The sequence below is a fragment of the Lysinibacillus sp. YS11 genome (assembly GCF_002896375.1).
Taxonomy (GTDB): Bacteria; Bacillota; Bacilli; order Bacillales_A; family Planococcaceae; genus Lysinibacillus; species Lysinibacillus capsici.
Genome location: NZ_CP026007.1, coordinates 3,472,534 through 3,495,309, shown reverse-complemented (window position 1 = coordinate 3,495,309; position 22,776 = coordinate 3,472,534). Strand labels below are relative to the sequence as shown.

The 22,776-nt window shown below is 36.6% G+C and carries 19 protein-coding genes; 11 read left to right on the top strand and 8 right to left on the bottom strand.

Annotated elements, in window-relative coordinates; genetic code table 11:
- The first annotated feature begins 263 nt into the window (after nucleotides 1-263).
- Together LBYS11_RS17420 and LBYS11_RS17415 are read left to right on the top strand one after the other, a co-directional pair.
- Nucleotides 264-785: a sigma-70 family RNA polymerase sigma factor gene (locus LBYS11_RS17420; protein WP_048391107.1), complete on the top strand. Its 522-nt coding sequence runs from the start codon at nucleotides 264-266 to the stop codon at nucleotides 783-785.
- On the top strand, nucleotides 772-1,707 hold the full coding sequence (locus LBYS11_RS17415; RefSeq protein ID WP_103118680.1) for a DUF4181 domain-containing protein: 936 nt from the start codon (nucleotides 772-774) through the stop codon (nucleotides 1,705-1,707). Before LBYS11_RS17420 ends, LBYS11_RS17415 begins: the two co-directional genes overlap by 14 nt.
- Nucleotides 1,708-1,742: 35 nt before the next feature.
- Here the strand turns inward: LBYS11_RS17415 and LBYS11_RS17410 are convergent, their stop codons facing one another.
- Genes LBYS11_RS17410 through LBYS11_RS17380 form a run of 7 tightly spaced genes read right to left on the bottom strand, consistent with a single transcriptional unit; the run spans nucleotide 1,743 to nucleotide 8,386 of the window.
- Nucleotides 1,743-2,981 carry a permease gene (locus LBYS11_RS17410; protein ID WP_233732141.1) on the bottom strand — a complete coding sequence of 413 codons (1,239 nt, stop codon included), beginning with the start codon at nucleotides 2,979-2,981 and terminating at the stop codon, nucleotides 1,743-1,745.
- Between the two features lie 22 nt (nucleotides 2,982-3,003).
- Nucleotides 3,004-3,702 (bottom strand): response regulator transcription factor, encoded by a 699-nt coding sequence (locus tag LBYS11_RS17405; RefSeq protein ID WP_004226027.1) that lies wholly within the window; start codon nucleotides 3,700-3,702, stop codon nucleotides 3,004-3,006.
- Nucleotides 3,703-3,740: 38 nt separating this feature from the next.
- Nucleotides 3,741-4,493, bottom strand: a complete 753-nt coding sequence (locus tag LBYS11_RS17400) for a sensor histidine kinase (RefSeq protein ID WP_048391114.1) — start codon at nucleotides 4,491-4,493, stop codon at nucleotides 3,741-3,743.
- Between the two features lie 37 nt (nucleotides 4,494-4,530).
- Entirely contained in the window at nucleotides 4,531-5,523 is a 993-nt protein-coding gene (locus LBYS11_RS17395) for an ABC transporter ATP-binding protein (RefSeq protein ID WP_048391115.1), read from the bottom strand.
- Complete coding sequence (locus tag LBYS11_RS17390; protein WP_054549920.1) at nucleotides 5,520-6,533, bottom strand: ABC transporter ATP-binding protein; 1,014 nt, start codon at nucleotides 6,531-6,533, stop codon at nucleotides 5,520-5,522. Before LBYS11_RS17390 ends, LBYS11_RS17395 begins: the two co-directional genes overlap by 4 nt.
- Before the next feature lie 15 nt (nucleotides 6,534-6,548).
- A complete protein-coding gene (gene nikB / locus LBYS11_RS17385; RefSeq protein ID WP_048391119.1) occupies nucleotides 6,549-7,469 on the bottom strand; it encodes a nickel ABC transporter permease in 921 nt (306 codons plus the stop codon).
- Nucleotides 7,470-7,483: 14 nt separating this feature from the next.
- The gene (locus tag LBYS11_RS17380; RefSeq protein WP_103118678.1) at nucleotides 7,484-8,386 is read right to left on the bottom strand and encodes an ABC transporter permease; all 903 of its coding nucleotides are present in this window, start codon (nucleotides 8,384-8,386) and stop codon (nucleotides 7,484-7,486) included.
- A 182-nt stretch (nucleotides 8,387-8,568) separates the two neighbouring features.
- Between LBYS11_RS17380 and LBYS11_RS17375 the strand changes: the two genes are divergently transcribed.
- The 6 genes from LBYS11_RS17375 to LBYS11_RS17350 all read left to right on the top strand — a co-directional run bounded on the left by LBYS11_RS17375 (nucleotide 8,569) and on the right by LBYS11_RS17350 (nucleotide 16,692).
- Complete coding sequence (locus tag LBYS11_RS17375) at nucleotides 8,569-10,128, top strand: glutathione ABC transporter substrate-binding protein (protein WP_103118677.1); 1,560 nt, start codon at nucleotides 8,569-8,571, stop codon at nucleotides 10,126-10,128.
- Nucleotides 10,129-10,172: 44 nt separating this feature from the next.
- Entirely contained in the window at nucleotides 10,173-11,423 is a 1,251-nt protein-coding gene (locus LBYS11_RS17370; protein WP_066038087.1) for an amidohydrolase family protein, read from the top strand.
- The gene (locus tag LBYS11_RS17365) at nucleotides 11,420-12,631 is read left to right on the top strand and encodes an amidohydrolase (RefSeq protein ID WP_048391128.1); all 1,212 of its coding nucleotides are present in this window, start codon (nucleotides 11,420-11,422) and stop codon (nucleotides 12,629-12,631) included. Before LBYS11_RS17370 ends, LBYS11_RS17365 begins: the two co-directional genes overlap by 4 nt.
- Before the next feature lie 157 nt (nucleotides 12,632-12,788).
- Complete coding sequence (locus tag LBYS11_RS17360) at nucleotides 12,789-13,694, top strand: DMT family transporter (RefSeq protein ID WP_103118676.1); 906 nt, start codon at nucleotides 12,789-12,791, stop codon at nucleotides 13,692-13,694.
- Nucleotides 13,695-14,460: 766 nt separating this feature from the next.
- Nucleotides 14,461-15,729 carry an L-lactate MFS transporter gene (locus LBYS11_RS17355; protein ID WP_004226054.1) on the top strand — a complete coding sequence of 423 codons (1,269 nt, stop codon included), beginning with the start codon at nucleotides 14,461-14,463 and terminating at the stop codon, nucleotides 15,727-15,729.
- A gap of 270 nt (nucleotides 15,730-15,999) precedes the next feature.
- Nucleotides 16,000-16,692 carry an AIM24 family protein gene (locus LBYS11_RS17350; RefSeq protein ID WP_054549925.1) on the top strand — a complete coding sequence of 231 codons (693 nt, stop codon included), beginning with the start codon at nucleotides 16,000-16,002 and terminating at the stop codon, nucleotides 16,690-16,692.
- A gap of 41 nt (nucleotides 16,693-16,733) precedes the next feature.
- Here LBYS11_RS17350 and LBYS11_RS17345 read toward each other — a convergent pair whose 3' ends face one another.
- Nucleotides 16,734-17,984 carry a BaiN/RdsA family NAD(P)/FAD-dependent oxidoreductase gene (locus LBYS11_RS17345; RefSeq protein WP_103118675.1) on the bottom strand — a complete coding sequence of 417 codons (1,251 nt, stop codon included), beginning with the start codon at nucleotides 17,982-17,984 and terminating at the stop codon, nucleotides 16,734-16,736.
- A gap of 287 nt (nucleotides 17,985-18,271) precedes the next feature.
- Here LBYS11_RS17345 and asnB point away from each other — a divergent pair, with 287 nt between their 5' ends.
- From asnB to LBYS11_RS17330, 3 genes are all read left to right on the top strand, one after another.
- Entirely contained in the window at nucleotides 18,272-20,122 is a 1,851-nt protein-coding gene (asnB, locus tag LBYS11_RS17340) for an asparagine synthase (glutamine-hydrolyzing) (protein ID WP_048393475.1), read from the top strand.
- Between the two features lie 262 nt (nucleotides 20,123-20,384).
- A complete protein-coding gene (locus LBYS11_RS17335; protein ID WP_081011001.1) occupies nucleotides 20,385-21,998 on the top strand; it encodes a putative polysaccharide biosynthesis protein in 1,614 nt (537 codons plus the stop codon).
- Nucleotides 21,999-22,008: 10 nt separating this feature from the next.
- Entirely contained in the window at nucleotides 22,009-22,722 is a 714-nt protein-coding gene (locus LBYS11_RS17330; RefSeq protein WP_048393477.1) for a pseudouridine synthase, read from the top strand.
- Nucleotides 22,723-22,776: the final 54 nt, after the last annotated feature.

The following is a 22,776-nucleotide window of genomic DNA, read 5'->3' as shown; positions in this document are numbered from 1 at the left end:
GACAAACAATCTCACTATAACAGTTTTTTTGCTAGTTATTCAATAGATAAAAGAAAAAAAGTATGCAACATGGCATACAAATAAATTCACTCTTAAAAATGTAGGTTATTTCTTTAGGAGTTACTATTCATAAAAATACCCTCTTATTGTGTGAGGATTTTTTCTTTTTATGACCCTCATGTTAACGAAACTTTTCGATTTTTTTTGAAACCAACTAAGTTCGGATTACGACTATAGGGTGAATGTTTATAGGAGGTGTTTGGATGAGTGAGCATTTAGTGGCCATTATGGAAGAACACGGAGAATATTGCTTACGAGTGGCTTATCTTTATGTAAAGGATTGGGCGATGGCAGAAGAAATAGTCCAGGATGTCTTTTTTTCTTATTATCTGCAGCAGGATCGCTTTGAACAAAGAGCATCTCTAAAGACCTATTTAGTTAAAATAACTGTACATAAAAGTCATGATTATTTGCGAAGCTGGAAAAATAAACGCCATCAACTGTTGGAAAAATTGCATATTGGTACAAGTAAACGAACACCAGAAACGATGCTATTAGCACAGGATGAACGGACAACATTAACAAATGCTTTATTTGAGTTACCTATTACTTATAGAGAAGTCGTCATCCTTTATTATTATCAGGAATTAAAGGTTAGAGAAATTGCAGATATTCTTACATGTGCAGAAAATACAGTTAAAACCAGATTGCATCGAGCAAGAAAAATGTTACAGGAAAAATTAGCGAATAATAAGTGGGAGGTGTTAATGAATGACAACTTTTAAAGAGAAATTGGATCAAGAACTTGGCGAAGCACCACGATTTACGAAATCCTTACAGGAGGATATTTTACGGCAAGTGCGGCAAACAAAAAAGACAAGACGCTGGTCATATCCATTGATTATCATAGGCGCGATAGTTATGTTTCTATTGATAATAGAAATCGGTCCATTAGGGCAGATAGAGCAAACGCAACATGCTTCAATTGTTCAATTAGCACAGCAGCAATCAATAAAAAAATATACAATGATTTACAATTCGGATGAGGAGATCTTTAAGGCTGGAAGACCTGGGTGGGTCATTGGACAACGAGTAATGGAGCAAAGTTCAGAAAAAGTGTTATTACAACAACTATTACAGCAAGCTACAGTGACTCAAATGAATGAGCAAACTTTTTTTAGATTACAACGTGATGTCTGGGTAGAATTTAAAAAAGGTCAGGTTATGAAGCTGAAAATGTTCATAAACGAGGAGGATATCGGAATTGTTGATTATGATAACAATTCATTTTATAAAGTAGAAAATAAAGATTTGGCCAAGGCTTATTTAGAGCTTATTCTCAATGATGATGCTAAATTTGAAATGTCAGGTTTAATCGTTATGCTAGTTATTTTTCTAGCTATCCAAATGCTTGGCGATAAACTAATGAGGAAAATGTTTAATATACCAAAGGAGTATGTCAATAGTCATCATAGACGTGCTGTTTGGGCTATTAAAATTTTGAATACCATGATGCTCATGGTGATCATAATTAAAGGGTGGATTTTATTTACTGTTATCATTGGAGGATATTTAGTTGTCAGCCTTTTCAGCTCTATTTTCATTGACTATTACTATGGTCGAGAGGAAAAAAGACATTATCTTTCCATTAGTTCGGCCATTGTTGGCTTGCTATCACTAATCCTATTTTTATTTTATATCAGTTAAATAACTTATAAACCTGAACCCGAATAATCTCGAGTTCAGGTATTTTTTTCTATCGTTTCAGTCTGAAGCATTAATTGATAAATACTCGAGATCATAAAGCTGGTAGCTAATCCGTAAAGCGTATTAAAGCTTAAACCAACACCAATGCCAATGATGATGGATAGCAGGATGACAAGCCAGCTATGCTTATGAATATGTCGATTCGTAAATAAAAGGATTAACACAAACGGTAGCATGGTAATGTGCAGAAAGGCAAAAGAATAAATAACACCTAAAATCGTTAAATCGATAGATAAGAAACAGGTGAATAAAATAATCATCAGGCCAATCAAATAGACATAATAGGGTCTTTTCGTCACAAAAAAACGTTTCGTTGCCCGCATGTCTACAAGCAAGGTTGTGACAATGGCTAATAGGACAATGACGAGAAAAGCAAATGTCAGAAAGCCTGGTTGTACTTCATATAAAAACGTAAAAATCAGTATTTGGAATTGGCCAAATGATCCGCTATATAGGGCAATCATTAAAATTGCCGTAAATGATAGCGTTAATAACGCTAAAATTACACCAGAGGAAAACAGACTGCTACGTACTTTTTTAGGTTTTATAAAGGCAATTAAATACCATGTTGATTTATCAAAAAATACTTGTCCTAAAACGGCTAGTTGAATAATGACATAGAACAGCAAAATTTCGCTATTTTTAAAATAAAATAAATAAGGGTGATATAAGCGAATACCCTCATATACTGTGCTTGCCCCATTTAGTACAAAGTAATAAATAGGGATAAAAATAAGTAATGAAAAAAGAGCAATAATAAATAAAATTTCCAACCATAGTATACTTTTCACTGACATGATGCGGTCAAGAAGTAAGATGCCGATTAAAAAGAAAAAAAGTGTAATAGGGACTGGAATATTTAACATAATTTCAGACAATACACTAATGCTTATTAATTGAATAAGCCAAAGTTCAATACCTGTTAACAAGTAAAATAGACGTATAACCTTTAAATTCATTCCAGACAATTTACGCTGTATGGTAAAGAGCAAAAAGCTTTGTGTATGCTGATTTTGTGTGTAATCGCTCTTATTCAGCAATGAGCCAAGTATGATAAACGAAATAGCTGTTGCTAATGTATAACAAATGCCCGCCATAAAACCAAAAGAAATAAGGGCTGAAGGAGAGGACAATAATAAATTACCATTAATCCATCTCGCTAAAAGAATAATGACTCCTGCTGCTGTGCTTAAACTTGCAAATGGAACAAGCAATGAAAACTTCCTTAGCATACTATTAAAGACCTTTACTCATTTTAGAGGATTTATATTGACGTGGTGATTGATTATATTTTTTCTTAAACGCAACACTAAAATAGTGCTGACTATTAAAACCACAGCTCTCAGCAATTGCAGACATACTTGTGTCTAGATTTTCATTGATTTTCTTTACAGCCATTTCTAGGCGATAATTATTAATATATTCATTAATGCCAATAGACTGCTCCTCCAAAAATTTACGACTTAAATAGCTCGGATTCAAATGAATTTTTTCAGCAATAATATTGAGACTCAGTTTTTCATAATAGTTTTCATGAATATAGGAAAGTGCGCTTTGAATCGCATCATGGTTAGAACTCCACACCTTATATTTTTCCACAATAGCATCTAATTCACTTGCAATGACTGGTTTTGTAAGATAATCCTTTACCCCGATACGCAATGCTTGTTGGGCATATTCAAAGGTTTGATAAGCTGTTACCATGATGATGTCTACCTCATAAAGCGCTTTTAATTCCTTGCTCAACGTGATTCCATCTTTCCCAGGCATTTGAATATCCAAAAAGGCGATAGTCATACGGTGCTTCTTAGCTAATTGCAGAGCTTGTGAGGCATCTTGGGCAGTATGGAAGGTCCAATTCGGAAAATGTGGCTTTAATAAATAAATCATTTGCTCAAGCTCTAATGGCTCATCATCTGCGATTAAAATATTCATGGCGAGATACTCCTTTCTCCTTCCAGTTGATAGAATGCCTAAGCGGGAACATGGATGGTAACAGTGTAATGCTGTTCATTGTTTTGAATCGAGAATAAAATATTTTCGAGCCCATAAATGAGCTCAAGCCGTTTTCTAATATTTTCGAGCCCATAACCTTGCTGCAGTTCGTCTACTACCTGTTCAGTAGTCATTTCTATTTTTTCTAAAGGCTGTGTATTTTTAATTTCAATTAATAAGCTATTATCCATTTTTTTGATTGTAATGGATAGCTCTGCAGGTCCTATATGTTTTTCAAAGCTATGTTTATAGGCATTTTCAATAATAGTCTGCAGAATAAAAGGTGGTATTTGGACGGATAGTGCTTCATCATCAACATATTTATTTACAGTCAAACGATGGCCAAATCGCAATTGTTGAATATTTAAATAACTATCGACAAATTGTATCTCGTTCTTTAACGCAATTAACACCTCATGATTATTGTATTTAAATTTAAAAAATGTTGCCAAAGCCTCAATGCCCGCAACCAAATCTTCCTTACGATTGATGCGAGCTAGGCTTAATAATGAATTTAATGCATTAAAAAAGAAATGTGGCTGTATTTGCTGATTCAACTGGAGAATATTTGCTCTTTGTAAATCCTGCTCAAGCTCTAAATTTCTTTTTTCCTCCTCAAGGCTATCGATTTGCTTTTCGAAAATAAATATAAAAGTAAGCAGAAAAGCTCCAATAATTGGAGCAATTACACATAGGAGAATATATATGTTGAAGGTTTCTGGTTGTAACATAATGACCTCTCCGTTTATTTTGTAAGTGTAAGATACATTAAACTAAATTTTCTGCGAAATGGCAAGCTACCTTATGTGTTGCAGTGATCGCTCGTAGTGCTGGCACTTCTGCTTTACATTTATCCGTTGCGAATGGGCAACGTGTGTGAAAGCTACAGCCAGTAGGGGGACTAAGAGGTGATGGTAGGTCACCTTTTAAAATAATACGCTCCTTACGATACTGCTTATCAATAACAGGTATAGAAGAAAACAGTGCTTTTGTATAAGGATGATGTGGCTGAGTAAAAAGGGAATGCTTATCAGCAATTTCTACGACCTTTCCAAGATACATCACCATAATTCGGTCTGAAATATGTCGAACAACACTTAAATCGTGTGAGATAAATAAAAAGGTTAAATCTAAATCTCTTTGTAGTTGTTTTAGTAAATTTAGTATTTGAGCTTGAATGGAAACATCTAGGGCAGAAACAGACTCATCACAAATAATAATTTTAGGATTAACAGCAAGGGCTCTGGCAATACCAATCCGCTGACGCTGACCACCCGAAAATTCATGTGGATAACGCTCTAAGTATTCAGGACGTAACCCAACAAGAGACATTAATTCAATCATGCGTGCTTCTTGATGCTCAGGTGGTACAATTTTTTGAATAGACATGGCCTCTGTTAACATTTTACGAATGGTTCTTCGTGGGTTAAGGGACGCATAGGGATCTTGGAAAATAATTTGAATGTCCTTGCGTGCAGCACGAAGCTCTTTTTTGTTCATATTCACTAAATTTTTACCGAATAATAATACCTCTCCAGCAGTAGGCTCATCTAATCTTAAAATAGAACGACCAGTAGTTGATTTTCCGCAGCCAGATTCTCCAACAATACTGAGCGTCTCACCAGGCATGATGTCGAAAGACACCCCATCCACAGCTTTTACAACCTGCTGTGGACCGAAGAGCTTTTCTTTTTTTAAGAAAAAATGCTGCTTTAAATCATTTACTTGTAATAGTGGTTGTGTATGTTGCGCTGTTGTCATACTGTCAGCTCCTTCATAAGTGTTTCTCCTTGCCATTCATTACTGTACATCCAGCATCTTACCTTTTTTCCTTGCTCAACAGTCAAAAGCTCAGGCTGTTGTTCACGACATAAATCTGTAGCAAATGGGCAACGTTCTGCATAACGGCAGCCAATTGGATAATTATAGGGACTTGGGACAGTTCCGTGAATAGTAGATAATTCTTCTTGGTCTTCATATAGCTTTGGTAATGATTGAATTAATCCATTTGTATAAGGGTGTAGCGGTTTTTCAAAAAGACTTTCTGTTGTGCCTTCTTCTACAACCTGTCCCGCATACATAACAGCAATCTTATCGCAGATTTCTGCTACAACACCAAGGTCATGGGTAATGAAGATAATGCTCATGCCTAGTTGTTTTTGCAGGTTTTGAATAATATCAATAATTTGAGCTTGAATAGTTACATCAAGGGCAGTTGTCGGTTCGTCAGCAATTAACACATCTGGTGTACACGCTAGTGCCATGGCAATCATAATGCGCTGTCGCATCCCACCACTTAACTGATAAGGCTCCTGCTTCGCTCTTTTTTCGGGTGCAGGAATCCCAACTAGGCGAATCATATCGACAGCCTTTTGCCATGCTTCTTTACGTGATAAGCCTTGGTGCAATCGAATGGATTCAGCAATTTGCTCTCCAACGGATAATACAGGATTTAAGCTTGTCATAGGCTCTTGGAAAATCATCGAAATTTTATTGCCCCGAATTTTACGTAGCTCTTCATCTGAGAGCTTCAATATGTCTGTATTATTTAATAAAATTTCGCCATTGATGATTTTACCAGGAGGCGATGGTACTAAACGAAGTAATGACAGGGAAGTCATGGATTTTCCACAACCAGATTCACCAACAATGCCCAGTGTTTCTCCTTTTTGAAGAGTAAATGATACCCCATCGACAGCTTTGGCAACCCCTTCACTCGAATAAAAATAGGTTTGTAAATTTTTTACTTCCAACACGGTTTCTTGTTTCATCCGTTTTTCCCCTCCTTAGTTTAAATCCATTCGTTTATTAAAGAATCGATACAATATGTCTACAAAAAGATTAATGAAAACAAATATTAATGAGGCAACAAGAACGCCACCTTGTACGACTGGTATATCACGTGTTCGAATGGCATCTACAATCATTCGTCCTAATCCGTTTACAGCGAAAACAGATTCAACTAAAACTGTTCCGCCAAGTAAACTACCAAACTGTAAGCCTACTACTGTAATAACTGGAATCAAGGCATTGCGTAATGCGTGCTTTAAAATGATGATGTATCCTTTTAAGCCTTTTGCTTTCGCTGTTCGTATATAGTCTTGGTTTACAACCTCTAACATACTAGAGCGAGTCATACGAGCGACGATGGCAGCTCCACCAGCACCAAGTGTGACAGCTGGTAGAATAATATGTTTGGCACTATCCCAGCCTGCTACAGGAAGCCAGTGTAACTGTACAGAGAATACATACATTAATAAAATTCCTAACCAGAAGCTTGGAAGGGAAATCCCTAATAAAGCGACTACCATTAATCCTACATCCATCAAAGAATAAGGACGGATAGCGGAGATAATACCCGCAATAAGCCCCAGAACAATGGTGATTAAAATACTATAAAAGGCTAGCTCTATGGTAATCGGTAATCGGGAGGTAATTTCCTCGAATACTGGTTGATTATTTTTTAAAGAGTTACCCATATCTCCTTGTAGAAGATTTTTAATATAGTCTGTATATTGAACTGCTAATGGTTTATTGAGCCCTAAATTTTCACGTAATTCTGCAACCGTTTCTTGAGAAGCTCCTTCTCCTGCTAAAATAATCGCTGGGTCTCCGGGAATCATCTGCATAATTAGAAAAACAACAAGCGTTACACCAAGTGTTACTGGAATAATTTGAGCTAGTCGTTTTAAGATAAATAATGTCATGTGTCTTCTCTCCTTTAATTTTTCATTCTTGGGTCTAGCGCATCGCGTAAACCGTCACCAAATAAGTTAAAACCTAATACAAGTATAGAAATCATAATACCTGGGAATAGCGCCATATAAGGAGCGGTAAATAGGAAATCTCGTCCGTTAGAAAGCATGGCACCCCATTCAGGAGATGGTGGCTGAGCACCTAAACCTAAGAATGATAGTCCTGCTGCAGATAGAATAGCGGTTGCTAAGCGCATAGATGCTTGTACAATAATGGGTGATAAAATATTTGGAAAAATATGCTTAATTAAAATCGTCATATCATTTGCTCCAAGTGTTTTGACAGCATCGATATATTCTAATTTTTTAACCTCCATTGTTGAGCCACGTACAATACGAGCAAACATAGGAATAGAGAAAAAACCAACAGCAATTGTGACATTGATAAGGCTCGGCCCCAATGCACTAACAATCGCTAAAGCTAGCAAAATACCTGGGAACGCAAGCATGATATCTAAAATTCGACTAATAATAGAATCAACCCATCTGCCATAATAGCCAGCAATAAGACCTAAGAAAGTGCCAATTGTACCACCGAATAAAACAGCTGAAATACCAACACCAATTGATAAACGTGATCCATATAAAATTCGACTTAAAATATCTCGCCCTTTGTCATCCGTTCCCATTAGATGTTCAAGGCTTGGTCCTTGTAATTTTTGATCTAATTGTACGTCGTAGGGATCGTAAGGGGCTAAAATGGGCCCGATAAGAAACATCAATATATATAGAAGAATGATGATGCCTCCTACGACAGCTGCTTTATTCTTTTTGATTTTGTTTAGGAAAGAAACAAGATTCTTTTTTCTAGATGCCTTGCGTGCATTTACTAAAACAGAATGATCAATAGTAGTTGTTACTTTATTCATATCGAATACTCCTTTTCTATTTGATTTGATTTCAATTTAGTGAAAAGCGTAAAGAATGTAAATATTTTATGGCTTATTAGTCAGAAAATTTAAAAAACACGTAAAAATTTTAAAAAACAAGTGAATTTTATTTCTTTATAATTCGAAATGTAAGGAACAAATCACACAAGGAGGAAATGTTGATGAAGAAAATGAAGTTGTTTTTATTCATGGCACTAATAACTGTACTTATTCTGCAAGCCTGCTCTACTGCTAGCAATAATAGTACAGAAGGTTCCAAAGAGGGATCAAAAAGCGTAGGAGGAGAATTAGTTGTTCTAAGAGCAGCAGATGCAACAAGTCTTGATCCTCACTTTATTACAGATATTCCATCAGCAAATATTATTCATGGCAAGGTATATGAAACACTTGTCGCTTTTGATAGAGATCGTAAAATTGTTCCATTACTTGCAAAAGAGTGGGAGCAAAAAGATGAAGTCACTTGGACATTTACATTAAATGAAGGCATTAAATTCCATGATGGAGCAGATTTTAATGCAGAGGCTGTAAAAGCGACATTTGACCGAATTCTAGATCCTGCAACTGGATCACCACAGCGTGATAAATTATCTATGATTAGTGAAGTAGTGGTAGATGATGAATATGTTGTAACGTTGAAATTAAAAGAACCATATGCTCCGCTTCTATCTATTTTAGCCAGCCAAGAGGGTAGCATGATAAGCCCGAAAGCGATTGCTGAAGCAGCGGACGAATTAGCAACTCATCCAGTAGGGACAGGCCCATTTGTATTTGAAACTTGGAAATCTGGTCAAGAAATTACTTTAACTTCGAATAAAGACTATTGGGGAACTGTACCGAAAGTAGATAAAGTAACATTTAAAGTTGTACCAGAGGATTCTACTCGTCTAGCAATGATTGAAAGTGGAGAAGCACATATTGCTGAACAAGTACCTGTAACAGAGATTGATCGTATTGAAAATTCTTCAACGATGAATTTATTCCGTGCAGAAGGACTAGCAGTAGAATTTATCGGATTCAACGTGAAAGATACGTTATTATCTGATGTAAAAGTACGTCAAGCTATTAGCTATGCTGTTGACCGTGAAGCAATTATTAGCGGTATTTATGATAATGTAGGAACACTTGCAAATTCTGCAATGAGTCCAAAAATTATTGGATATTCTAGTGAAACGAAACCGTATGACTATGATGTAGTGAAGGCTAAAGAATTGTTAAAAGAAGCTGGCGTTCAAGAGGGAACAAAAGTTAAATTACTGACAAGTGACCGTAAAGAGCGTATCAACATGGCGGAGGTTATTCAATCTCAATTAAAAGGAATCGGATTAGATGTTGATATTCAAGTAATGGAGTATGGTGCATTTATTTCTGAAATTACGAAAGAACAGCATCAAATCTTTATTAGTGGTTGGGGTAATGCAACGGGTGATGCTGATTATAACCAATACAATCTATTCCACACTGCATCTATGGGGCCTCCAGGAAACCATTTCTACTATTCAAATCCAGAAGTAGACAAGCTAATTGAGCAAGGGCGTTCTGAAGCAAACCAAGAGGCACGTAATGAAATCTACAAAAAAGCAATGCAAATCGAGTTAGACGAAGCTGTGTATATTCCAGTGCGTAACTATGAGCATTTAGCAGTTTACAGCAATGCTGTAAAAGGTTTCTGGTTAGATGCATCTAACTACACGATGATCAGTGGCGTTGAAATTGTAGAGTAATCAAATTTGGTGATAGACGAAAAAATACCAATTGGGAGGAAACTATGAGTAAACTATTGCTGAAAAATGTGAGATTAGAAGAAGCATATGAGCGCGAAAATGAACACATTGTTGCTACTCGTACAGGTATTTATGATGTTCTAATCGAAGATGGACATGTTCAACAAGTAGATAAGGATATAGTGGCTGATGAAGATGTAGAAGTAATAGATGCACAACAGCAACTATTAGTCCCTTCATTCCGTGAAATGCATATTCATATTGATAAAACGTATTTCGGCGGAGAATGGCAGGCACCAAGACCCATTACTAAAGGGATTTTAACACGCATTGAAGAAGAAAGAACACTACTACCTAAACAATTGCCGACAGCTGCTTATCGAGCTGAGGAAATGGTGAAGTGGCTCATTTCCCAAGGACACACACATATTCGTTCACATTGTAATGTTGACCCACAAATTGGGACAAAGCATATTGAAATTACAAAACAAGTTTTAGCAAACTATCAAGATCAAATCACCTATGATATTGTAGCCTTTCCACAGCATGGCTTATTACGCTCCAATGTAGAGGGACTAATCCGTGAGGCAATGGCGATGGGAGCAACGCTTGTTGGAGGCGTTGACCCATCCATTGTAGATCGCAATATCGAAAAGTCATTGCAAACAACGATGGGTATTGCACAAGACTATAATGCAGGGATCGATATTCATATTCACACAGCGAACACACTAGGCGAATTTGAATTTTATAAACTGATTGAGTTAACGAAACAGGCGAAAAAAGAAGGTCAAGTCACAATTAGCCATGCGATGGCACTTGCTGATTTAGAACAGTCACGTTTAGAAAATTTAGTTCAAGCCATGGCTGAGGTACAAATGGATGTAACAACAACTGTACCAATCGATTTGAACCGTTCGACAATACCAATTCCTTATCTTTATAACAATGGTGTAAAGGTATCTGTGGGACATGATAGCTTAACAGATCATTGGTCACCATATGGTACTGGTAATACGATTATGAAATTAAATGTCATGGCGGAGAGATTCCGTTTTATTGATGAATATTCATTAAGTCGAGCTTGGAAATACGCCTCTGGCGGTATCACACCATTGAATGATGTAGGAGAACGTGTTTGGCCACAAGTTGGTGATAAAGCGAATATGCTGTTAGTGGATGGCGTGAGCACTGCACATGTGATAGCAAGAAGATGCCCAATTACTACGGTCATTTCACAAGGCAAAATGATTCACCAACAGGATGTAGGAGAGTTGAAAGGAGAATTCAGATGAAGCACTGGCTTACAAATGTTCTACTTGAAACAGGAGAATATCTAAAGGAAAATGATACAGTTGGAACGAAAGTGGAGCTTTTTCACCTTGAAATTACAGATGGCTTCATTTCGCAAATTGTACCCGCAACAGACGCAATCGATTCTCAAAACGAAGTCACAGATATGAAAGGGAAGCTGCTATTACCTGCCTTTAAGGAAATGCATAATCATTTAGATAAAACATACTTATCTTTACCGTGGAAGGCTTGTGTGCCCGTAAAGAATTTAAAGGAACGACTTGATCGTGAAGCACAAGAGTTATCCGTACTTGCTACAACAGGTAAACAACGTGCAGCTGCAATGATTGAAAAAATCCTTAAGAATGGTGCGAATCATATTCGTACACATGTCAATATCGATCCATATATTGGATTAAAAAATTTAGAAGGTGTACTAGCGGCATTGGACGATTATAAAGATGTCGTGACATCCGAAGTCATTGCCTTTCCACAGCATGGTCTACTAAGAGATGATGTCCCTAAATTATTGCGTGAAGCTTTACGCAATGGAGCGACGATGATTGGCGGCCTAGATCCAGCTGGCATCGATAACTCGATCGAGCCTTCTCTTTATGAAGTGATGGATATTGCACAGGAATTTAATGTTGATGTCGATATTCATTTACATGATGGTGGACATGTTGGGTATTATACAATCGATAAATGGATAGACATCGTGGAGGATGCCAAATATCAGGGGAGAACGGCAATAAGTCATGCCTTTTCACTTGGTGATGTATCAATCATGGAGCAACATAAAATTGCAGATCGTTTAGCACAACAACAAGTAAAAATAATGTCAACGGTGCCATTTGATTTGCGACGATTAATTCCACCGATTGAATTGCTAACAGAGCACGGCGTGGATGTCCATTTTGGTTGTGACGGCTTTTATGATTCTTGGAGTCCTAATGGCTCAGGAGATATTTTAGAAAAAGCGACTACTTTTGCAGATATTTCTCGTAAACTTGACGAACGCTCTATTCGACAAACATTAAAATATATTACAAGTGGTGTCACGCCATTAGATGCAAATGGTCAGAAGGTTTGGCCGAATGTGAAGGACGAAGCAAGTTTTGTATTCTTTGACGCAGTATCAAGCGCGGAAGTTATTGCACGTAAACCATCCAACCGAGTGGTTATGTCTAAAGGAAAGTTTATCAATTAAGCATAAATCTAAATCCCCCTTATTTAGATAACATAGCAAACTAGAAATTTTCTAGTTTGCTATACTTATGTTTTAATAGAAAAGATGAATAAAGGAAAGGGAAGTAGATTTGCCATTACTTATGTAGAAATCTCTTTATTTGCGGGTGCGATAAAATATGAAACAACTAACAATCTATATGATTTTATTTAGCTGTGTATTTTTTTGGGCCAGTAACTTCATTATTGGCTCTATTTTAATTGAACATTGGGATCCTTTAACGGTTGCCATTTTTAGATTGATCGTCATTGTTCTCTTTTTAGGAGGGATTAGTTGGAAAGCAATCTACCGAACAACATTTACAAGAAATGATTTATTGTTATTGATCCTTGCAGGAATACTGGGCGTTTCCATTAATCACTATAGCTTTTATGCTAGTCTCCAGCACACTTCTCCTATCACTGCGGCTTTAATATTAGCCTGTGCACCGATTGTCACATCTCTGCTGAATAAAATGATCTATCATGAATCACGTAACGGCATATTTTGGCTAGGTGCAATACTATCATTTGTTGGTGTTGGCCTCATCATTACAAAAGGGGCACTTATCACCATTTCAATCGGTAAGGGTGAGGTGTTGAGCTTAATTACAATGCTAAGCTTTGCTTTGTTCCTCATTATTGTCAATCATCTTAGTCTGAAAATGTCAGCCCAGTCGATTACGTTCTATACAAATTTAATAGGTTTACTGGTGCTTGTGCCGTTTTCATTTACTATTTTGCCGCAGACGAATTGGCAAGTTGCAATACCCTACTGGTTTTTGCTCATCTTATCAGCGATTATTATTCATGGGGTAAGCAATTTAATGTGGAATCAAAAAATGAAGGAGGTCGGCTCAACAAATGCGTCGTTGTTGTTAAACTTTGAGCCAGCTATAGCCATGCTATTGAGTGCTGTATTTTTAAAACAATTCCCTACAAGTGTTCAAATATATGGCTCTTTATTAATTTTAGTAGGAATTTTGTTGTGTATTTATTATAAAGAAATTAAAATTTTGCTTTTGCTAAAAAGAAAAATAAATTAAAAAAAGCACTTTTCTGTACAGTATGTTAGAAATGATTTCTGGCATGCTGTTTTTTTGTAGATTGGATGTATTGTTTTTGTGCAAAAATAATATTACTTCAAAAAAATCTCCTTTTAGAATATTTCCATCATGTAGAAGCAATTGATACTGAGTTAATAGAATTTTATCTCTTATTCTTTGTAGAGAAAATATATATTTGGATAATAAAAATCTTTAGGTATTGAAAGCATTTTATAAAATATGCATTCACTGTATTGTAAAAAAATTATTTTTTATTAATTTAAGTAAACATATATCAGTTTATAAAAAATGCTAAGTATTTATAAATATAAAAATTTTGTCTATTACATTTATAAAATGCTCTTTTGTTCTATAAATTTCTACATACTATTGATTTGGTGTGCTTCTTTTTATGAGAGATACTCATAATGATTCTGCTGGTAAAATAAGACGTATACATTTAGCGAATGTGAAAATATGCACAATTTTAATTATATTAATATAATTAATTGGTGTTTAAAGAATAGAGTAGAAAAGTAATATTAGCTAAATGGTGTTATGTTTTTTGTAAGAAATACGTAGTTATACTTAGAGACTGTAAGGTTTTTGAGACAGAATATATTAATGAAAAAGAGAAAAACTTTTTGGAGAAATAATATTTTTTAGAAAAACATCTTGCATTTGAATAATTCTAAGTGGTAAATTGTTTTACATGGACGTTCATAGAATTTTCACAGGTAGCAAAAGAGGGGAGAAATGAGAATTTATGAATAAAAATAGATGGTTAATTGCATTATCTGCAATCGCTATTCACCTTTCAATCGGTGGAGCCTATGCATACAGTGTATACAAGCTACCGATTGTCACAGAAATGGGATGGAGTGAAACAAAGGTAACGATTGCCTTTACCATTATGATGGGATTAGCTGGTTTCTCAGCTGCATTATTTGGTAGTTTAGTAGAAAAAATGGGACCACGTAAATCGGCGATGGTAGCAGCTGTCTTATTTGGAGCAGGACAAGCTGGTGCTGGTGTAGCCATTTCAATGGATTCTGTTGTTATGTATTGGTTAACATATGGTGTTCTTAGTGGATTAGGAATGGGGATTGGCTATATTGCACCTGTATCAACACTTGTAAAATGGTTCCCAGACCGTCGTGGTCTAGCAACAGGTATGGCCGTACTTGGTTTTGGATCGGGTGCACTTATTACAGCACCAGTCGCAGCCAACTTAATGGAGGCAGTTGGCATATCTACAACATACTTTATTCTAGGGGCAAGTTACTTCACGTTAATGATTTTAGGGGCTTCATATATAGCACCACCTAAGCCAGGTTATATGCCTGCTAATATGAAAGCAGCTGCCAATAATGGTAAGGACGTAGTTAAGAAAGATTTAGCTGTTATGTCAGCACGAGAAGCTGTTAAAACAAAGCACTTCTGGATGCTTTGGTCCATGCATTTAGTTAATGTAACAGCAGGGATTATGATGATTTCTGTTGCTTCACCAATGGCACAGGAAATTGTCGGTCTATCAGTAGCAGGTGCTGCCGCAATGGTAGGAATTATGGGGTTATTTAATGGTGGTGGTCGTTTAATCTGGGCCGCTGTGTCTGATTATATCGGTCGTTCTAACGTTTTCGTTATTTTCTTTACTGCACAGCTAATCACATTTATCGTTTTACCACATACAACTAACGTAATTATTTTCCAAGCACTTATCTTCTTAGTTGTTAGTTGCTATGGTGGTGGGTTCTCAAATCTACCTGCATTTGCAAGTGATTTATTTGGCACAAAGCAACTTGGTGTGATTCATGGTTATTTATTAACAACGTGGTCATTGGGTGGAGTTTTTGGACCATTGTTAGTAAGTGCAATCAAAAATGCGTATGGAAGCTATATTCCTGTATTCTATGTATTCGCAGGTTTAATCGCAGCTTCGTTGATTATTTCCTTAACGTTACGTGCAGATGTACGTAAGCAAACAGCTTTAAAAGCAGCGCAAAATGTTGGAGATGTATCTGCTACACAATAATATGAACTTTCAATTTACTATATAGGTGTCATTTCGTGGATGGCACTTATATAGTTATTTTTTTTGAAGTGTTTGTTATATAACAATTGTAATTTCTTTGTTTAATGTATAACAGCACATGTCTGATGTCAATAACATTACTGGAAATAAAGTGATTTCGTAATTAAAAGAGAAATTTTGTAACGAAATTCATGATGAGGAACAAACTATTAAAAATTGAATCTTTTCTCAAAGAACAACGTATATAAAGTAATTAGGGAGGGATCAATCATGGGGAAATTTTCTTTAGATGAATTTGTTCATAAAACACAGCAGGACGATAATGAGAATGATTATTTTGAATTGGAAACTGAACGTGTATTAGAGGTTAATCTAAACGGTGAAGTGTGGTCAAAAATGGGCGCTATGATTTCTTATACAGGTGATATTAAATTTGAACGTGAGCGCGTCTTGGAGCATGGTTTTGGAAAAATGTTTAAAAAGGCTTTAACGGGTGAAGGTACGCAATTGATGAAAGCTAGCGGAAAGGGCAGACTCTATTTAGCGGACCAAGGAAAGAAAGTAACTGTTTTTGATTTGAAAAACGACAGTATTTGTGTCAATGGCAATGATTTACTTGCCTTTGAGCCTAGCATCGAATGGGATATACGTTTGATGCGTAAAATGGCTGGCATCATGTCAGGTGGTTTATTTAATGTAACCCTTCAAGGAACAGGGAAGGTTGCGATTACAACTCATTTTGAACCACTGACATTATTAGTGAAACCAGGTGAAACAGTATATACTGATCCGCATGCTACTGTCGCATGGTCAGGCAACTTAACACCTGAATTTAAAACAGATATTAGCTTCCGTACATTTATCGGCCGAGGCAGTGGAGAATCCATCCAGATGGCGTTTTCTGGTGAGGGCTTTGTTATTATCCAACCATTTGAAGAAGTTTATATGTCTAGTGAAAGCTAAAAAAGCGTGTCCGTTGTTCCACGGACACGCTTTTTCTCCTATTATAATGCCGCATGCATTCCTGCAATACGTCCCGTTACGAGGGCTGAAGTGATGTTATAGCCGCCTGTATAGCCATGAATATCAAGAATTTCTCCACAAAAGAACAGTCCTTCTTTTTTCCTTGAGGCCATTGTTTTTGGCTCGATTTCTTTTACAGAGACACCGCCACCTGTTACAAACGCCTTATCAAGTGACTGTGTGCCACTCACTGTTAACGTGAAGTTTACTAGTAAACGTGCTAGTTGACGAATTTTCTCTTGGGATAATTCAGCGCCCGTCAATTGAACATCAATATGTGCTCGCTCACATAAAAACAAGAGCCATCGTTCAGGTGCTATGCCTTTCCAAACATTTTTCACAGCCTTTTTCGGATCTTCTTTTATTAATTTATTTAAATATTGTAGACATGTTTCTTCATTATAATGTACCAGTGTTTGAATACGCATTGTCACGGGCTCATAGCCTGTTTTCATTAATTCTTTCACAACGAATTGACTACAACGCAAAATAGCAGGACCACTTAAACCAAAATGGGTAAAGAGCATATCCATTTGATGGGTGACGAGTGTCTTGCCTTTTTTATTTAGCACGGAGACAGCAACATCACGCAATGCTAGTCCTTGTAGTTCACGTGCTTGAATAAAATCTTCTTTTGAAATAACAGGGACTTCTGTTGGGAATAAGGTAGTGATTGTATGACCCGCACGTTCAGCCCAAGGATAGCCATCACCTGTTGAGCCTGTTTGTGGAACCGCCTTGCCCCCAACGGCTACAACGACTGCTTGACTACGGACTTCGGTGCCATCAGCAAGACGTACACCCAAAATTTTATCTTCATCCATTAGAAGCTTACTGACAGCTGTGTGTAAACGAACTTCAATATGAAGACGCTGTAGCTGTCTAATCAGCGCATCAACGACATCTTGTGCGCGATTGGATACAGGGAACATTCTACCGTGGTCCTCTTCCTTTAGGGCGACACCAAGCCCTTCAAAAAATGCAATTATATCTTCATTATTATAAACGGTAAATGGACTATAGAGAAAACGGCCATTACCGGGTATATGCTTCACAATTTCTTCAACAGGCAAACGATTTGTAACATTACAGCGTCCTCCGCCAGAAATGGCCAATTTCTTGCCTAGTTTTGTGCCTTTTTCTAACAATAACACCTTCTTTTTGCGCTCTCCAGCAGCAATCGCCGCCATTAAACCAGATGGGCCACCACCAATCACGATTACATCATACATAGTTAGAAACTCACTTTCTGTTCAAATTAGGAATCTTTCCTATTATACATGAAGTCTATATAGAGAGGGACTTTCTTTGACATTGAAAATAATAGAAAAGTGTTTTATAATTCTTTATCTCTTCTTTTGGGATGAAGAGCTTATACAGTAGAATGAAACACAATATTCTTTGTTATACAATTGGATGAATGAAAGTTTTCCTTTATTAGCATTGTCAGCATGAAATGAATGTCTTTTCGTGCTATTATGGTAAAGGTTATGCACTAAATTATGAGGTGAAAAATAGAATGTGCGGATTTATAGGTTATATTAATGGAACAAATGTGATTGATCATCATCAGACGATAGAAAATATGATGAATACAATTATTCACCGCGGACCGGATAGCGGCGGTATTCATAGTGACGATAAAGTAACGTTAGGTTTCCGTCGATTAAGTATTATTGACTTATCAGACGTAGCGAATCAACCATTATATAGTGAAGACGGCAATATCGTGCTTGTATTTAATGGAGAGATTTTTAACTTCCAAGAGCTGCGTGCAGATTTAATTGAAAAAGGTCATACGTTTAAAACGCAGTCAGATAGTGAAGTCATTATTTATGGCTATGTAGAATATGGCGTAGATTTTGTGAAGAAACTGCGTGGGATGTTTGCCTTCTGTATTTGGGATAAAAAGAATGATTTACAGTTCATTGCGCGCGATGGCTTTGGAATCAAACCATTGTATTACTCTGAGCATACAACAGACGGTACGTTTATTTTTGGCTCTGAGATTAAATCGTTTTTACCACACCCATCATTTATTAAAGAGTTAAATAAACAGGCACTTCGCCCCTATTTAACATTCCAGTATTCATCTATGGATGAAACATTCTTTAAAGGTGTCTTTAAATTACCACCAGCACACTATATGCTGATTCAAAATGGACAAAAGCAAATCGTTCAATATTGGGATAAAAAATTCCATGCAAAAGAAGCACCAATCGAAAAATATATTGAAGAAATTCGTTCAACTGTTAAAGAATCTGTAGAGGCTCATCAAATCAGTGATGTAAAAGTTGGTTCATTCTTATCGGGTGGTATTGACTCTAGTTATATTACGTCTTTATTACGCCCAGATAAATCCTTCTCAGTCGGGTTTGCGGACTATGAAGATATGTTTAATGAGACAAATCTTGCAAAAGATTTATCAGATACGTTGAATATTCAAAATGAACGTAGATACATTACCGCAGATGAGTGCTTTGAAGCGCTACCTAAAATTCAATGGCATATGGATGAACCACAATCCAATCCATCTTCAGTGCCACTTTACTTCCTTTCGGAGCTTGCTTCAAAAGATGTAACGGTTGTTTTATCAGGTGAAGGTGCTGATGAAATTTTTGGTGGGTATGCTTGGTATCAAAACTCAGGAAGAATGCAAAAATACGAAAAATTACCATTAGGTCTTCGTAAAACATTACGTGGAATGGCAGAAGCCCTACCGAAAAATCAATACACGAATTTCCTTATTAAAGGTGCTCAAACAGTAGAAGAGCGTTTTATTGGGGAAGCGGTAGTTTGGGATGAAGTGGATGCTATTAATGTTTTAAAGCCAGCTTATAAAAATGCCCCATCTGTAAAATCGATTACAAAACGTATTTATGATGAAGTACCTGGCGATGATGATGTGACAAAAATGCAGTATCTAGATCTAAATCTTTGGATGCCTGGTGATATTTTATTAAAGGCAGATAAAATGAGTATGGCACACTCAATTGAATTACGTGTACCATTTTTAGATAAAGAAGTAATGGAATTAGCGAAAAATATTCCTTCAAGATACCGTGTGAATGATATCGATACAAAATATGTTCTACGTCAAGCTGCGCATCAGGAATTGCCAGAAGAATGGGCAAAGCGTCCGAAACTCGGATTCCCAGTGCCAATTCGCCACTGGTTACGTGAAGAAAAGTATTACAGTATGGTAAAAGAAATGTTTACAACTGACTTTGCAAATGAATTTTTTGATACAAAACAATTAGTTGGCTATCTAGATGAGCACTACGAAGGGAAAGCAAATCGCGGTCGTTATATTTGGACAGTTTATGTATTCCTAGTATGGTATAAAAAGTTCTTTGTGGACATGGTATAAGAAATACCTAATCGGTGGGGATGTTCAATTCCTCACCGATTATTTTAAGGCCTTTTTTCATCAAGTTTCTTTATGAATGAACTTTTTGGTGTTTTTATGCGTCTCATTTCCTATAAATATGTTAAGATTACAGTTGGTTTACTTTATTGCTCTTAGAGTGACAGCGCTTGCATATCGTTTGTTTTAAAACGAAAAAGTTTTATAAGTATCCTTTGAAGTGTTACGATAATAATATTGATTTTACAATGAATGGATGGGTATGATGTCCAATTTAATGAAAGGTACTGCGATATTAACAATGGGGATGTTTTTATCGAAGGTACTCGGATTAATTTATATTTTTCCGTTTTATGCAATTGTTGGCGAGAAGAACATTGCGCTTTACCAATATGCATATATTCCCTATTCAATTATGCTGGCAATCGCCATTTCAGGTGCGCCAATAGCCGTCTCTAAATTTGTATCCAAATATAATGCAATGGGAGATTATCAATCGGGGCGCAAGCTGATGAAATCTGGCATTCTTATTATGATGATGACTGGCTTTGCAGCATTTATTGCCCTCTTTCTACTTGCTACGCCAATTGCAGGGCTAGTTATTAAGAGTGAGGAACAGGTCTTTACAGTTGAACAAATTGCTTCAGTAATACGATGGGTTAGTTTTGCCTTAATCGTAGTGCCATTTATGAGTCTATGGCGGGGCTTCTTCCAAGGCTACGACAAAATGGAGCCAACTGCCGTTTCACAATTGGTGGAACAAATTGTGCGGATTGTTGTGTTACTTGGTGGGTCGTTCCTAGTGGTGATTGTGTTTAAAGGAAAACCAGAGACAGCCATCTCCTTTGCTGTGTTTGCTGCATTTATCGGGGCAATCGGTGGATTAGGTGTTCTTTATTATTACTGGAAAAAATATCAGCCTGAATTTAACTTATTACGTAGCCAAAGTGTGACTTCCACACAGCTACCAATGTCCAATATTTATAAAGAAGTGATTACCTATTCCATCCCAATGGTGTTTGTAGGGGTGGCGAATCCGTTGTTCCAATTAGTCGACATGCTTACGTTTAATGGAGCAATGACGTCCATTGGTTTAGCAGAAGTAACAGATACTTATTTATCGATGATTAACTTTATGACACATAAAGTTGTTATTATCCCTGTTATGCTAGCGACTGGATTTTCGATGGCGCTTGTACCAACAATTACAAAATATTTTACACAGGGGGAGTATTTAGCGCTCCGCCATGCAATGGATAAAACCTATCAAATTTTAATCTTTATTACATTGCCAGCTGTGGTTGGTATTTCTCTATTAGCCAATGAAATTTATTTTATGCTTTATTCAGAAAGCGAAATGGGAGCAACCATTTTAGCGCATTATGCACCTGTTGCGATTTTATTTGCGTTATTCCAAGTCACAGCAGCCTTACTTCAAGGAATTGATTTTCAAAAGTGGATTGTTTTTAGCTTATTATCTGGAATTTTCGTAAAGCTAGCATTAAATATTCCTTTAATTCGCTGGTTAGAGGCTGATGGTGCTATAGTAGCTACAGCTATTGGCTACAGTGTTTCGATTATCATTAATATGCTTGTGTTACGAAAAACGTTGAATTATCGATCAGAAATGGTTGTGCGTCGTGTCATGCTAATTGCTTTATTGACAATGGCGATGGCCATTAGCGTGCTGATTGTGCATAAATTATTGGAATTACTAATGGGACCAGTTGATAGTAAATTCTCAGCATTACTATTCTCAATTATTTGTGCGGGTGTTGGTGCGGCTGTTTATGGCTTTTTATCATTACGCCTAGGTTTAGCCCAAAAGCTATTAGGTGAACGATTAACCCGTATTATGAGTAAACTGGGATTGAAATAGGAGTGGAACGATGCGTTTAGATAAATTACTAGCAAATATGGGGTACGGCTCTCGTAAGGAAGTAAAGCAGCTATTAAAGCAAAAAGCAGTCACAGTAGACGGTGATTATGTCAAGGATGCAGCTTTACACGTAGACCCAGAAAAGCAAATTGTATCAGTGTTTGGAGAGCGCGTTGTTTATACAGAATTTGTTTATTTTATAATGAATAAACCGCCTGGTGTTATTTCTGCCACTGAAGATTTAAGAGATGAAACAGTCATTGATTTATTAGAGCCATTACACCAGCATTTTCAACCGTTTCCTGTTGGTCGATTAGATAAAGACACAGAAGGATTGCTCTTATTAACAAACGATGGTCAATTAGCTCATAATTTATTGTCTCCCAAAAAGCATGTGCCAAAAGTTTATTACGCACAGATTGAAGGCGTTGTGACAGAAGAAGATGCCGAGAAATTTGCAAATGGTGTTGAGCTAGATGATGGCTATGTTACAAAGCCTGGAAAGCTTGTGATCTTAAAGTCTGCACAGCAATCTGAAATAGAGCTAACGATTCAAGAAGGCAAGTTTCATCAGGTAAAGCGAATGTTTGAGGCTGTAGGAAAACGTGTAACATATTTAAAGCGTATTTCCATGGGAAGCCTGAAATTAGATGAAAATCTAGCGTTAGGTGAATATCGTGAGCTCACTGCTGAAGAGCTAAACGGTCTACAAAACAATCATTAAACATATTATTCCTCGATGCCTCACATAGCATCGGGGATTTTTATATACAGTAAT

What these genes read in the sequence shown, in the direction of transcription:
- LBYS11_RS17420 (WP_048391107.1), top strand. Translation starts at nt 264, where the DNA reads ATGAGTGAGCATTTAGTGGCCATTATGGAAGAACACGGAGAATATTGC.
- LBYS11_RS17415 (WP_103118680.1), top strand. Translation starts at nt 772, where the DNA reads ATGACAACTTTTAAAGAGAAATTGGATCAAGAACTTGGCGAAGCACCA.
- LBYS11_RS17405 (WP_004226027.1), bottom strand. Translation starts at nt 3,702, where the DNA reads ATGAATATTTTAATCGCAGATGATGAGCCATTAGAGCTTGAGCAAATG.
- LBYS11_RS17400 (WP_048391114.1), bottom strand. Translation starts at nt 4,493, where the DNA reads ATGTTACAACCAGAAACCTTCAACATATATATTCTCCTATGTGTAATT.
- LBYS11_RS17395 (WP_048391115.1), bottom strand. Translation starts at nt 5,523, where the DNA reads ATGACAACAGCGCAACATACACAACCACTATTACAAGTAAATGATTTA.
- LBYS11_RS17390 (WP_054549920.1), bottom strand. Translation starts at nt 6,533, where the DNA reads ATGAAACAAGAAACCGTGTTGGAAGTAAAAAATTTACAAACCTATTTT.
- nikB (WP_048391119.1), bottom strand. Translation starts at nt 7,469, where the DNA reads ATGACATTATTTATCTTAAAACGACTAGCTCAAATTATTCCAGTAACA.
- LBYS11_RS17380 (WP_103118678.1), bottom strand. Translation starts at nt 8,386, where the DNA reads ATGAATAAAGTAACAACTACTATTGATCATTCTGTTTTAGTAAATGCA.
- LBYS11_RS17375 (WP_103118677.1), top strand. Translation starts at nt 8,569, where the DNA reads ATGAAGAAAATGAAGTTGTTTTTATTCATGGCACTAATAACTGTACTT.
- LBYS11_RS17370 (WP_066038087.1), top strand. Translation starts at nt 10,173, where the DNA reads ATGAGTAAACTATTGCTGAAAAATGTGAGATTAGAAGAAGCATATGAG.
- LBYS11_RS17365 (WP_048391128.1), top strand. Translation starts at nt 11,420, where the DNA reads ATGAAGCACTGGCTTACAAATGTTCTACTTGAAACAGGAGAATATCTA.
- LBYS11_RS17360 (WP_103118676.1), top strand. Translation starts at nt 12,789, where the DNA reads ATGAAACAACTAACAATCTATATGATTTTATTTAGCTGTGTATTTTTT.
- LBYS11_RS17355 (WP_004226054.1), top strand. Translation starts at nt 14,461, where the DNA reads ATGAATAAAAATAGATGGTTAATTGCATTATCTGCAATCGCTATTCAC.
- LBYS11_RS17350 (WP_054549925.1), top strand. Translation starts at nt 16,000, where the DNA reads ATGGGGAAATTTTCTTTAGATGAATTTGTTCATAAAACACAGCAGGAC.
- LBYS11_RS17345 (WP_103118675.1), bottom strand. Translation starts at nt 17,984, where the DNA reads ATGTATGATGTAATCGTGATTGGTGGTGGCCCATCTGGTTTAATGGCG.
- asnB (WP_048393475.1), top strand. Translation starts at nt 18,272, where the DNA reads ATGTGCGGATTTATAGGTTATATTAATGGAACAAATGTGATTGATCAT.
- LBYS11_RS17335 (WP_081011001.1), top strand. Translation starts at nt 20,385, where the DNA reads ATGTCCAATTTAATGAAAGGTACTGCGATATTAACAATGGGGATGTTT.
- LBYS11_RS17330 (WP_048393477.1), top strand. Translation starts at nt 22,009, where the DNA reads ATGCGTTTAGATAAATTACTAGCAAATATGGGGTACGGCTCTCGTAAG.